General features: G+C 66.0%; 12 protein-coding genes. 3 read left to right on the forward strand and 9 right to left on the reverse strand.

Annotation, left to right across the window (positions count from 1 at the left end):
• Positions 1–3 precede the first annotated feature (3 nt).
• The 3 genes from trpE to rpe all read right to left on the reverse strand — a co-directional run bounded on the left by trpE (position 4) and on the right by rpe (position 3,310).
• Positions 4–1,497, reverse strand: coding sequence for an anthranilate synthase component I (trpE, locus tag LGN17_RS32370; RefSeq protein ID WP_226200973.1), 1,494 nt, complete (start codon positions 1,495–1,497; stop codon positions 4–6).
• A gap of 357 nt (positions 1,498–1,854) precedes the next feature.
• Complete coding sequence (locus LGN17_RS32375) at positions 1,855–2,619, reverse strand: phosphoglycolate phosphatase (RefSeq protein WP_226200974.1); 765 nt, start codon at positions 2,617–2,619, stop codon at positions 1,855–1,857.
• A gap of 4 nt (positions 2,620–2,623) precedes the next feature.
• Complete coding sequence (gene rpe / locus LGN17_RS32380; protein WP_011883156.1) at positions 2,624–3,310, reverse strand: ribulose-phosphate 3-epimerase; 687 nt, start codon at positions 3,308–3,310, stop codon at positions 2,624–2,626.
• A gap of 178 nt (positions 3,311–3,488) precedes the next feature.
• Here rpe and apaG point away from each other — a divergent pair, with 178 nt between their 5' ends.
• Complete coding sequence (gene apaG, locus LGN17_RS32385) at positions 3,489–3,863, forward strand: Co2+/Mg2+ efflux protein ApaG (RefSeq protein ID WP_175957721.1); 375 nt, start codon at positions 3,489–3,491, stop codon at positions 3,861–3,863.
• Between the two features lie 86 nt (positions 3,864–3,949).
• Entirely contained in the window at positions 3,950–5,182 is a 1,233-nt protein-coding gene (locus LGN17_RS32395; protein ID WP_413227063.1) for a murein transglycosylase A, read from the forward strand.
• Between the two features lie 284 nt (positions 5,183–5,466).
• On the opposite strand, the gene paaK is transcribed toward LGN17_RS32395, so the two are convergent.
• The 5 genes from paaK to paaN all read right to left on the reverse strand — a co-directional run bounded on the left by paaK (position 5,467) and on the right by paaN (position 11,091).
• Positions 5,467–6,765, reverse strand: coding sequence for a phenylacetate--CoA ligase PaaK (gene paaK, locus LGN17_RS32400; RefSeq protein ID WP_226200976.1), 1,299 nt, complete (start codon positions 6,763–6,765; stop codon positions 5,467–5,469).
• Between the two features lie 38 nt (positions 6,766–6,803).
• On the reverse strand, positions 6,804–7,256 hold the full coding sequence (gene paaI / locus LGN17_RS32405; RefSeq protein ID WP_226200977.1) for a hydroxyphenylacetyl-CoA thioesterase PaaI: 453 nt from the start codon (positions 7,254–7,256) through the stop codon (positions 6,804–6,806).
• 1 nt (position 7,257) lies between these two features.
• Positions 7,258–8,049, reverse strand: coding sequence for a 2-(1,2-epoxy-1,2-dihydrophenyl)acetyl-CoA isomerase PaaG (gene paaG, locus LGN17_RS32410; protein WP_174939671.1), 792 nt, complete (start codon positions 8,047–8,049; stop codon positions 7,258–7,260).
• A 45-nt stretch (positions 8,050–8,094) separates the two neighbouring features.
• A complete protein-coding gene (pcaF, locus tag LGN17_RS32415; protein ID WP_226200978.1) occupies positions 8,095–9,297 on the reverse strand; it encodes a 3-oxoadipyl-CoA thiolase in 1,203 nt (400 codons plus the stop codon).
• A gap of 87 nt (positions 9,298–9,384) precedes the next feature.
• Complete coding sequence (paaN, locus tag LGN17_RS32420) at positions 9,385–11,091, reverse strand: phenylacetic acid degradation protein PaaN (RefSeq protein ID WP_226200979.1); 1,707 nt, start codon at positions 11,089–11,091, stop codon at positions 9,385–9,387.
• A gap of 129 nt (positions 11,092–11,220) precedes the next feature.
• Between paaN and LGN17_RS32425 the strand changes: the two genes are divergently transcribed.
• Positions 11,221–11,997: an enoyl-CoA hydratase gene (locus tag LGN17_RS32425; protein WP_039362373.1), complete on the forward strand. Its 777-nt coding sequence runs from the start codon at positions 11,221–11,223 to the stop codon at positions 11,995–11,997.
• Between the two features lie 157 nt (positions 11,998–12,154).
• On the opposite strand, the gene LGN17_RS32430 is transcribed toward LGN17_RS32425, so the two are convergent.
• On the reverse strand, positions 12,155–12,373 hold a 219-nt coding region (locus LGN17_RS32430; RefSeq protein WP_226200980.1), incomplete at its 5' end, for a hypothetical protein.

The raw sequence follows: 12,373 nt of genomic DNA on the forward strand, positions 1-12,373 counted from the left end.
CGGTCAGAAGTCGCTATCGAGGCCGTCCTGGACCTGTTCGGCCGCGCGCAGCACCGCGCGCGCCTTGTTTTCGGTCTCTTGCCATTCGGATTCGGGCACCGAATCCGCGACGACGCCCGCCGCCGCTTGCACATACAGGTTGCCGTTGTGGATCAGGCCCGTGCGGATCGCGATCGCGAGATCCATCTCGCCCGAGAACGACAGGTAGCCGACCGCGCCGCCGTACAACCCGCGCTTGACCGGCTCGAGTTCGTCGATCAGTTCCATCGCACGTACCTTCGGCGCGCCGGACAGCGTGCCGGCCGGGAAGGTTGCGCGCAGCACGTCGTAGTTCGTCATGCCGGGCTTCAGCTTGCCTTCGACCGAGCTGACGATGTGCTGCACGTGCGAGTACTTCTCGATGACCATCTGGTCGGTCACGTTCACCGAGCCGATTTCCGCGATGCGGCCGACGTCGTTGCGCGCGAGGTCGATCAGCATCACGTGCTCGGCGATCTCCTTCGGATCGTTGAGCAGTTCGGTCGCGAGTTCCGCGTCGCGCTCGGGCGTGTTGCCGCGCGGGCGCGTGCCGGCGAGCGGGCGGATCGTGACGATCTGGTCGTCGCCGCGCTTTTCCTGGCGCACGAGGATTTCCGGCGATGCGCCGACCACGTGGAAATCACCAAAGTTGTAGTAGTACATGTACGGCGACGGGTTCAGCGAACGCAGCGCGCGATACAGCGACAGCGGATTGTCGCGGTACGGTTTCGTCAGACGCTGGCCGACCTGAATCTGCATCAGCTCGCCGGCCGCGATGTATTCCTTCGCCTGGCGCACGGCGGCCAGATAGTCGTCCTTCTTGAACTCGCGGAACGTCTCGGTACGCACGCTCGCCGACGTGACGGGCGGCTGCACGGTCGTGCGCAGGCGCTGCTTCAGTTCGCGCAGGCGCTGTTTCGCCTTCGTATAGGCTTCGGCCTGGCTCGGGTCCGCGTAGATGATCAGGTACAGCTTGCCGGCGAGGTTGTCGATCACCGCGACTTCCTCGGTCAGCAGCAACTGGATGTCGGGCAGGCCGAGATCGTCGCGCGGCGCGGTGTTCGCGAGCTTCTTCTCGATGTAGCGCACCGCGTCGTAGCCGAAATAGCCGGCGAGACCGCCGCAGAAGCGCGGCAGGCCCGGGCGCTGCGCCACCTTGAAGCGCGCCTGGAACGATTCGATGAACTGGAACGGGTCGCCGTCATGCGTCTCGACGACCTGGCCGTCGCGCACGACTTCCGACACGCCGTTGCAGGTACGCACGAGCGTACGGGCGGGCAGGCCGATAAATGAGTAGCGGCCGAAGCGTTCGCCGCCGACCACCGATTCGAGCAGGAACGAGTTGGCGCCCGAGCGTTCGGGCTGGGCCAGCTTCAGGTAGAGGGACAGCGGCGTTTCGAGATCGGCGAGGGCTTCCGCGATCAGCGGAATGCGGTTGTAGCCTTCGTTCGCGAGCGATTGAAATTCGAGTTCGGTCATGTTCCGGTCCTGTTCGGGACGAGCGGCGCGGGCGCCAGGGATCACTTGACGCTGCGCGGGGTGCCGTCGGCGAAAGGGCGGTCGATCGAGAAGTGCCTGTTGCCGGCCGGCACTCCGGGCGTGAACGTCGCGAGCCTGCGGCCGAGCCTGAACGCAAGCGTTCGGACGCGGTAGAACTCGAGGTGGTGCGACGATCGGCGCGCGGATGCGCAGCGAGATAAAAAACGGCGCTGAAGACGTACTTCAGCGTACCTCATCGAAGAGGTTAGCGCGACCAGCGACGCCAGGGCCAGGCTCCCCGGTCGATGCTGCTCAGACTCCGTTTTTTATTCAGAAACATGCAGATGGAAGAAATGATCAGAGGGTTGGCCGGCCGGCGTTGTGCGCGGAAATCGCGCGAGCTGCGACCAGCAACGAATCGACTATACCATCCGAATTTATCGTTTGTATAGCTTTGCCATGGTTGTAGCCGTACGGCACCGTCAGCGTCGCCATCCCGGCCGCACGGCCTGCCAGCGCATCGTTTTCCGAGTCGCCGATCGCGACTGCCGCGTCCGGTGCGACGCCGAGCGCGTCGCAGGCCGTCAGCATCGGCAGCGGATCGGGCTTCTTGCGCGCGACGCTGTCGCCGCCGAGCACGATGCCGAAGCGATCGGCCAGCCCGTACTGCTCGAGCAGCTCGACCGCGAAGCGGTGCGGCTTGTTCGTCACGCACGCGAGCCGGATGCCGGCTGCGCGCAGCGCGTCGAGACCGGCGGCCACGTCCGGATAGAGACGCGTATGGCGGCCGTTGATCTTCGCGTATTCGGTCTGGTAGATCGCCAGTGCGTCGTCGAAGCGCGCGTGCGCTTCGTCGGCCGGGAAGCGCGGCTTCAGCACGCTCTGGATCAGGTGTTCGGAGCCCTTGCCGACGTAGCCGATCACCTCGTCGCGCGACGTGGCCGGTGCGCCGAGCCGCGCGAGCATCCCGTTCAGGCCGGCCGTGAAATCGTCGGCCGTATCGACCATGGTGCCGTCGAGATCGATCAGCGCCGCATCGATGCGCGGCGTGGCGAAGCGGATCGGGGCGGCTTCCGTTGCGACCCGGGCCGGCGCATGGCCGGCGAGCGACGATTCGGCCACGGCGTCAGCTCCGCTCGACGGTAGCGAGCGCGGCGCGCATCTCGTCGATCACCTTGCGGTAGTCCGGCTTGCCGAAGATCGCCGAACCCGCGACGAAGGTGTCGGCACCGGCCGCCGCGATTTCCGCGATGTTGTCGGTCTTCACGCCGCCGTCGACCTCGAGCAGGATCTCGCGGCCGGTGCGCTCGGTGTACGCGTCGATGCGCGCGCGTGCTTCGCGCAGCTTGTTCAGCGTTTCAGGAATGAACGACTGGCCGCCGAAGCCCGGGTTGACCGACATCAGCAGCACGAAGTCGAGGCGATCCATCACGTGGTCGAGGTAATTCAGCGGCGTGGCCGGGTTGAACACGAGGCCGGCCTTGCAGCCGTGGTCGCGGATCAGCGACAGCGTGCGGTCGATGTGATCGGAGCCTTCCGGGTGGAAGCTGATCAGGTTTGCACCGGCTTTCGCAAAATCGGGCACGATCCGGTCGACCGGGCGCACCATCAGGTGCACGTCGATCGGCACCTGCACGTGCGGGCGGATCGCTTCGCACACGAGCGGGCCGATGGTCAGGTTCGGCACGTAATGGTTGTCCATCACGTCGAAGTGGATCCAGTCGGCGCCGGCGGCGACCACGTTGCGGACTTCTTCGCCGAGCCGTGCGAAATCGGCCGACAGGATGCTGGGAGCGATGCGGAATTGGGTCATGGCAGGGGAGCGGGGACGTTGCGGCGCAAAACCGTCATTCTACCGTCCGGCGACCCGGTGCGCGGAGGCGGGCCGTGCGGCCGAGGCCCGATTGCGCATAGAATGCCGAACCAACGCGGCGCGCCCGCGGCCCCGTTGCCCATGCCGGCGCGGGCAGTCATCTTCCAGCGGAAACACCATGAGTCAGTATCAATTCACCGTTTCGGTGAAAACCAGCTACTTGCCGGAACAATCCGACCCCGATCGCCGTCAATACGCATTCGCGTACACGCTGACGATCCGCAACACGGGGCAGGTCGCGGCGCAGTTGATCGCGCGTCACTGGATCATCACGGACAGCGACAACCACGTGCAGGAAGTGAAGGGGCTTGGCGTCGTCGGGCACCAGCCGCTGCTGCAGCCGGGCGAGCACTTCGAGTACACGAGCTGGGCCGTGATCGCGACGCCGGTCGGCACGATGCGGGGCGCGTACTTCTGCGTGGCGGAGGACGGCGAGCGTTTCGAGGCGCCGGTCGACGAGTTTGCCCTGCACATGCCGCGCACGCTGCATTGAGCGTGCTAGGCGCGTCAGTGCGTTAGCGCGGCTGGCGGTCGTTGTTGCGGGCGTGCTTCTTTCTGCCCGACGACGTCCACACGACGATGAAGATCAGCAGGGCAAGCGCTACGAAGGCTTCGAGCGCGAAGATGAGCATCGGATATTGGTCGAGAAAATCTGACATGGCGGTTTCCATCAAGAACGGACATTGTATTGGGTTTGGGCCTCGGGTGGCCGGGTGGGTGGCGGCGGCAACTGCGGCGGCGCTGCTTGCGGCGTGCGGCAGCGCGCCGACGCGGACTTCGTCGCTGAAGCCACCGACCGGCGCGGCGGTCGTGCCGGGTCAGGTCGCCGCGAAGCGGCTCACGCCGGTCGCGTGGCAGCAGGTGCCGGGCTGGCAGGACGATTCGCTGATCGGCGCGACGGCCGCGCTGCGGCAGAACTGCGTGCGGCTCGCGCGCCAGCCGGCCTGGCAGCGTGCTTGCGCGGCTGCCGACCGGCTCGACGAGCTCGACGTCAGCAGTGCACGTACGTTCTTCGAAACGTATTTCACGCCGTTCCAGCTTGCGAATACCGACGGGACGCTCGAGGGGCTCGTGACCGGCTACTACGAGCCGCTGCTGCACGGTTCGCGTGTGCGTCGCGGCCCGTATCAGTACGCGCTCTATCGCTGGCCGGCCGGCTATCGCGCGGGCGCCGCGCTGCCTGCACGTGCGCAACTCGAACGCGCAGGCATCCTGAACGGCAACGAACTCGTGTGGGTCGACGACCCGATCGAAGCGTTCTTCCTGCAGGTGCAGGGCTCGGGGCGTGTGCTGCTCGACGACGGTTCGGTGATGCGGGTCGGCTTCGGCGGCACCAACAACCAGCCGTACCGCTCGATCGGCAAGTGGCTGCTCGATCGCGGCGAGCTGACGCCCGCTCAGGCGACGATGCAGGGCATCAAGGCGTGGGCGAAGGCGAATCCGAACCGCGTTGACGCGTTGCTCGACACGAATCCGCGGTTCGTGTTCTTCCGCGACATGCCGACCAAGGAAGATGCACCGCACGGCGGCGCGGACGGCCCGATCGGCGCGCTGGGCGTGCCGCTGACGCCGGAGCGCTCGATCGCCGTCGATCCGTCGTCGATCCCGCTCGGCACACCGGTGTTCCTGCAGACCACGCGCCCGCTGACGAATACGCCGATGAACCGGCTCGTGTTTGCGCAGGATACGGGCTCAGCGATCAAGGGGGGCGTGCGGGCCGACTATTTCTGGGGGCTCGGTGACGACGCAGGCGATCAGGCCGGGCGGATGAAGCAGGTCGGCCGGATGTGGCTGCTGTTCCCGAATTCGTGATGTGAGGCGGCGCGGCTGGCTGGCTGGCTGGCTGGGTGCGCTCGGGTCGCCGCCGATACATTGGACGCGGCATTCGTGGGCGCGACGCTGTGCGTCGGAGGCGTCGCCCTGATCGTGGGGGTGCCCGTGCGGTGTCAGCTTTCGTGATGCGCGTGTGCACGTGTTGCGTCGGCGGGTGCCCAACGGCGTACCGGAATGAAACAGCCCGATCGGCGTTGGCCGATCGGGCTGTTTCATTTGCAGCTACGGATTCACCGCACGTAAACAACGCGCTGCGATTGCCGTCAGCCCTTGCGCTTGTCGACGACGCGTCGCGCCTTGCCGACCGACCTCTCGATCCCGTTCACGGGCAGCACGTTGATCACGGCCGTCACGCCGATCAGCGACTTGATATCGTATGCGAGCGCCTGTTTTGCCGCATGGATCGCCGCCGTATCGGGTGCTGTCTCGGGGCAAGGCTCGACATTGAGCGTCAGCACGTCGAGCGGTCCTTCCTTCGTCAGCACGATCTGATAGTGCGGTGCGAGCGCGCGCTGCTTGAGCAACTGTTCCTCGATCTGCGTCGGGAACACGTTGACGCCGCGCACGATCATCATGTCGTCCGAGCGCCCCGTGATCTTCTCCATCCGGCGCATCGTGCGGGCAGTGCCGGGCAACAGCCGCGTGAGGTCGCGGGTCCGATAGCGGACGATCGGCAGCGCCTCCTTCGTCAGCGACGTGAACACGAGCTCGCCGAGTTCGCCGTCCGGAAGCACTTCGCCGGTTTCAGGGTCGATGATTTCCGGGTAGAAGTGGTCTTCCCAGATGGTCGGGCCGTCCTTGGTCTCGACGCATTCGGACGCGACGCCGGGGCCCATCACTTCGGACAGCCCGTAAATGTCGACCGCATCGATGCCCATCCGCTGCTCGATCGCGACGCGCATGTCATTGGTCCAGGGTTCCGCACCGAAGATGCCGATGCGCAGCGAACTCTGCACGGGATCGAGACCCTGGCGCTCGATTTCGTCGGCGATCGACAGCATGTAGCTCGGCGTCACCATGACGATGTCGGGCCGGAAATCCTGGATCAGCTGTACCTGCTTCTCGGTCTGGCCGCCACCGAACGGGATCACGGTCAGCCCTGCGCGTTCGGCGCCGTAGTGCGCGCCGAGCCCGCCCGTGAACAAGCCATAGCCGTAGCTGACGTGCACCTTGTCGCCGCGGCGCGCGCCGGCGGCGCGGATCGAGCGGGCGACGAGATTCGCCCATGTGTCGATGTCGCCGGCCGTATAGCCGACGACCGTCGGCTTGCCGGTCGTGCCCGACGACGCATGAATGCGAGATATCCGGTCCTGCGGCACCGCGAACATCCCGAACGGGTAACTGTCGCGCAGATCGCTCTTCGTCGTGAACGGGAAGCGCGACAGGTCGGCGAGCGTCTTCAGGTCGTCCGGATGGACACCCGCGCCGTCGAACTTGCGACGATAGACGGGGGAGTGGTCATACGCATGCCGGAGCGACCACTTGAGGCGTTCGAGCTGCAGTGCGGTCAGCTCGTCGCGTGAGGCGGTCTCGATCGGCTCGAGCGGTAGCGGGGTAGTCATGCATGTCTCCAGTGTTTGTTATGTGCGAGCCGTCGACGTCAGCGGTCTTCCGGGATGACCGTGCCCTTGATCTGGGCGGATTTGCCGCGAAACATCGCGACGGTTTCGCCGGCCTGGTTCGTGACGCGGATGTCGTAAATGCCTTGGCGGCCGGCGCGCGCCTGCTCGATCGCCTCGGCGATCAGCACGTCATCGCCGTGCACGGGGCGCAGGAATTCGATCGAGCAGCCGGCCGCAACCGTATTCACGTTGTACGAGTTGCACGCGAATGCGAACGTCGAATCGGCCAGCGTGAAGATGATCCCGCCATGGCAGGTCTGATGCCCGTTCAGGAATTCGGGCCGCACGCGCATCTGCAGGCGCGCGTAGCCGGCGCGTACTTCGGCGATTTCCATCCCGAACGCGCGGCTGCATGCGTCGGCGTCGTACATGGCCTGCGCGGCGGCGCGGGCGAGCGAATCGGGGTCGAGCGCGGCAGTGGTGGTCGTCATGTCAACGCCCCTCGAAGCGCGGCGCGCGCTTCTCGATGAATGCCTTCACGCCTTCCGCGTAGTCGTGCGACTGGCCGAGCGTGCGCTGCAGGTCGCGTTCCATGTCGAGTTGCTGGTCGAGCGTGTTCGTGACGCTGGCACGCATCGATTGCTTGATCGATGCGATCGCGAGCGTCGGCTGCTGCGCGAGCTGGGTGGCAAGCTGGCGGGCTGATGCAGCGAGCGTGTCGTCGTCGACCGCGCGCCAGATCAAGCCCCATTGCTCGGCCTGCTCGGCCCCGAGCTTGTCGCCGGTCAGCGCGAGCCCCAGCGCGCGTGCCATGCCGACGCGTTGCGGCAGGAACCACGTACCGCCTGAATCGGGTACGAGCCCGATCTTGACGAAGGCCTGGATGAAACTGCTCGAGCGGGCGGCGAACACGAGATCGCATGCGAGCGCGAGATTCGCCCCGGCGCCGGCCGCCGTGCCGTTGACGGCAGCGATTACCGGAATCGGCAGACGCTGCAGGCGGCGGATCAGTGGATTGAAGTGCTCGTCGATCAGCGTGCCGAGGTCGGTGGACGCGCCCGGCGTGAAGTCGAGATCGGCCAGGTCCTGGCCCGCGCAGAAGCCGCGCCCCGCGCCAGTCAGGATCAGCGCGCGCGCGCCGGCCGCCTCGACGTCATCGAGTGCCGACTGCAGCTCGCGATGCATCGCCCGCGTAAAGCTGTTCAGCTTGTCGGGGCGGTTGAGGGTAATCGTCGCTACGTTCGAGGCCTGATCGATATCCAGCTGAATCGCCTGATAGGACATGCAGTGTCTCCTTCATGACTTCGTTATAGGCGCGCGATGCGTGGGTTACACGCGTTCGATCGCGAGTGCGATGCCCTGGCCGACGCCGATGCACATCGTACAGAGCGCAAAGCGGCCGCCCGTACGCTCGAGCTGGTGGAGCGCCGTGGTCACGAGCCGGGCGCCCGATGCGCCGAGCGGATGCCCCAGTGCGATGGCGCCGCCATTCGGGTTCACGCGCGGATCGTCATCGGCGATGCCGAGCATGCGCAGCACCGCGAGACCTTGGGACGCGAATGCCTCGTTCAACTCGATGACGTCGAACTGATCGATGGTCATGCCGAGTTGGCGCAGCAGTTTTTGCGTGGCCGGCGCGGGCCCGATGCCCATCACGCGCGGCGCGACGCCGGCTGTCGCCATGCCGATGACGCGTGCGCGGCGGCGCAGGCCGTACTGGTCGGCTGCCTGCGCATTGGCGAGCAGCAGCGCGCACGCACCGTCGTTGACGCCCGATGCGTTGCCGGCCGTCACCGAGCCGTCCGGGCGCACGACACCCTTCAGCTTCGCGAGCGCTTCGAGCGACGTCTCGCGCGGATGCTCGTCGCGCGAGACGACCACCGGATCGCCTTTCTTCTGCGGAATCGTGACAGCGACGATTTCGTCGGCGAGCGAGCCGTCCTGCTGCGCACGCGCGGCCTTTTGCTGGCTGCGCAGCGCGAACAGGTCCTGGTCGGCGCGGCTGATGTTGTAGTCGACCGCGACGTTCTCGGCCGTCTCGGGCATCGAATCGACGCCATACAGCTGTTTCATCAGCGGATTGACGAAGCGCCAGCCGATCGTCGTGTCGAAGATGTCGGCCTGGCGTGCGAACGCGCTCGTTGCCTTGCCCATCACGAACGGCGCGCGCGTCATGCTCTCGACGCCGCCTGCGATCATCAGGCGCGCCTCGCCCGCCTTGATCGCGCGCGCGGCTGTGCCGACCGCATCCATCCCGGAGCCGCACAGCCGGTTCAGCGTCGTGCCGGGCACGTCGGTCGGCAGCCCCGCGAGCAGCGCCGACATGCGCGCGACGTTGCGGTTGTCCTCGCCGGCCTGGTTCGCGCAGCCGTAGATCACGTCGTCGATCGCCGCCCAGTCGACGTCACGGTTGCGCTCGATGAGCGCCTTGAGCGGCACCGCACCGAGGTCGTCGGCGCGGACTTCTTTCAGGGCGCCGCCGTAGCGGCCGATGGGGGTGCGAATCGCGTCGCAGATATAGGCGTCTGTCATGGGCGTATCGATGAGCAACGAACCCGCCAGGCGGCGGATTCGTTCATGGTAGAGAACGTGGCGGCGTTTGCACGTCGGCCATTCGGGTTATGCCGGTTGGCCGGCTTCCGCGGGTGCCGCCTTCGGCGCAACATGGACGCGGCTTTGCACCACGCGGAACCGGTTGGCGACGAACGCCGGGTCGGCCAGCGCCGCATTGGCTGCCGGGTTCGCGCCCGTGCCGTGGAAATCCGAGAACGCTGCCGACTGGTTCACGAACACACCGCCCGTCAGGTTGATCGACAGCGCGACGCCACCGCGCACCGCCGCGTCGTGGGCGGCGTCGACGATCGCGTCGTCGGTGCTGTAGACGGAGAGGGTCAGCGCGCCGTGTTCCGCCGCGATTTCCCCGGCGAGGTCGAGCGATTGCGCGGTCGAGTCGGTCGCGATCACGAACGAGATCGGGCCGAACCATTCCTGCGTGAATTTCTCGCGATCGGCCACGTCGAGTTGCAGCACGAGCGGCGTGCGCACGCGGGCATCGGGGAACGCTGGGTGCTGGAGGGTCAGGCTGTCGGCGAGCACGCGGCCGAGTTGGCGGGCGTCGTCGATGCGTGCGGTCACGCCTTCGTTCTGGATTGCGCCGATCAGTTCGACCGAGCGTGCCGGGTCGCCGGTGAGTTTTTGCACGGCAGTGGCGATTGCCTGTGCGACCTCGTCAAAGCTTGCATGGCCGTCCGCCGTCCGGATGCCGTCGCGCGGCACGTAGATGTTCTGCGGTGCCGTGCACATCTGGCCGGAGTACAGCGCCAGCGAAAACGCGATGTTCTTGGCGGCGGCCTTCAGGTCGTCGGTCGAGTCGATCACGATCTGGTTGACGCCAGCCTTCTCTGTATAGACCTGCGCCTGGTGGGCATGGCGTTCGAGCCACGTGCCGTTTTGCGTGCTGCCGGTGAAGTCGATCAGCTTGATCTCGGGGCGCAGCGCGAGAGCCTGAACGAGTGCGCCGTCGTTGGGTTCGGTCGCGAGGAGCGTGACGACGTTCGGATCGAAACCGGCTTCGCGCAGCACGTCGCGAGCGATCCGGACGGTGATGGCGAGCGGCAGGATCGCACCCGGATGCGGCTTGACGATCACGGTGTTGCCGGTTGCGAGATCGGCGAACAGGCCGGGATAGCCGTTCCAGGTCGGGAACGTGCAGCAGCCGAGCACGAGCCCGGTGCCGCGCGGGACGATCGTATAGCGCTTGTGCATCGCGAGCGGCGGGTTCTTGCCTTGCGGCTTTTCCCAGTGCGCATCGGCCGGGATGCGGCGCAGTTCGTCCCATGCATAGGCGACTGCCTCGAGCGCGCGATCTTGCGCGTGCGGGCCGCCGGCCTGGAACGCCATCATGAATGCCTGCCCCGTGGTGTGCATCACGCTGTAGGCGATTTCGAAGCTGGCGCGATTCAGGCGCGCGAGGATTTCGAGGCTGACGCCGATCCATGCACTCGGGCCGGCTTCGCGCCACGAGCGTTGCGCGCCGGCCGCGGCGGCGATCAGTTCGTCGGGCGTCGATTTCGGGTACCGGATGCCCAGTGAAATACCGTACGGCGACCGCTCCGAGCCGACCGTTTCTCCGGATGCCGGTTGGTCGATCGCAAACGTCTTGTCGAGGTGCGACTTGAACGCGGCCTCGCCATCTGCGTTCGCGCTTTCCCCGTACACTTTGGGGCTCGGCATTTCGGCGAACGGGCTCCAGTACCCGCGGCTCTCGATGGCGGCGAGTGCGTGTTTCAGCGTGTCTTCGTGCTTCGTGAACAGTGCATGGGTCATGGCGGCAGCCTGATGGACGTTGAGAGGGGTTGGATCGATTAATTAACCGACCGGTTGGTCGGAGAATGGTAGCATCAAACTATTCGCATGTGCGAGGCGTTTCTCATTTCATTGATCGAGGAGAAATAGATGGCTTACGAGAACATCCTGGTGGAGACCCGGGGGCGTGTCGGGCTGGTTACGCTGAACCGTCCGAAGGCCTTGAATGCGCTGAACGATGCACTGATGGATGAGCTGGGTGCCGCGCTGAAGGCGTTCGATGCGGACGATGGCATCGGCGCGATCGTCGTGACCGGGAGCGAGAAGGCGTTCGCGGCCGGCGCGGACATCGGCATGATGGCGACCTACTCCTATATGGATGTCTACCGCGGCGACTACATCACGCGCAACTGGGAGACGGTCCGCGAGATCCGCAAGCCGATCATTGCCGCGGTTTCGGGCTTTGCGCTGGGCGGTGGCTGTGAACTGGCCATGATGTGCGACATCGTCTTCGCGGCAGACACGGCCAAGTTCGGCCAGCCGGAAATCAAGCTGGGCGTCATGCCGGGTGCGGGCGGCACGCAGCGCCTGCCGCGCGCGGTGTCGAAAGCGAAGGCGATGGATATGTGCCTGACGGCCCGGTTCATGGATGCTGCCGAAGCGGAGCGCGCGGGGCTCGTCTCGCGCGTGCTGCCGGCCGCCACGCTGCTCGACGAGGCGCTTGCCGCCGCGGCGACGATCGCCGAGTTTTCGCTGCCGGCAGTCATGATGGTCAAGGAGTCGGTGAACCGCGCGTACGAGACGACGCTGGCCGAAGGCGTCCACTTCGAGCGTCGGCTGTTCCATTCGCTGTTCGCGACCGAAGACCAGAAGGAAGGGATGGCGGCATTCGTCGAAAAACGGAAGCCGGTGTTCAAGCACCGCTGATCGGGCTGCCTGGGTAGTTGGCCGGGGGCAGGGCCGGTATCTGTCGCCGGCGTTACGCGCCCGTTGAGCCCCGAGCCCCCGTGCGCGATAGCGCACGGGGGCTTTTTCAAAATATTTTCACAAAGGGGCTTGCGTGGTTGGGGGCGGGTGCTTAGAATCACGCCTCTTTCGCGCTAACGGAAACGCGGCGCGGAAGAGGGAAGCAGGGTCGGTGGTGTGCGGCAGTCTGGCGCGCGCAACTGGCCTGGAAGTTGAGCCCCGCAGTCGCAACGCTGATGTTAAAAAGTTGTTGACGAGCTGCGAAACACGGTTCATAATCTCGCTTCTCTGCTGCTGAAAACGCAGCGCTGCCGGGAAACACGAAGTTCCTCGCAGA

Origin of the sequence: Burkholderia sp. AU30280 (genome assembly GCF_020420125.1) — a bacterium.
Taxonomy (GTDB): domain Bacteria; phylum Pseudomonadota; class Gammaproteobacteria; order Burkholderiales; family Burkholderiaceae; genus Burkholderia.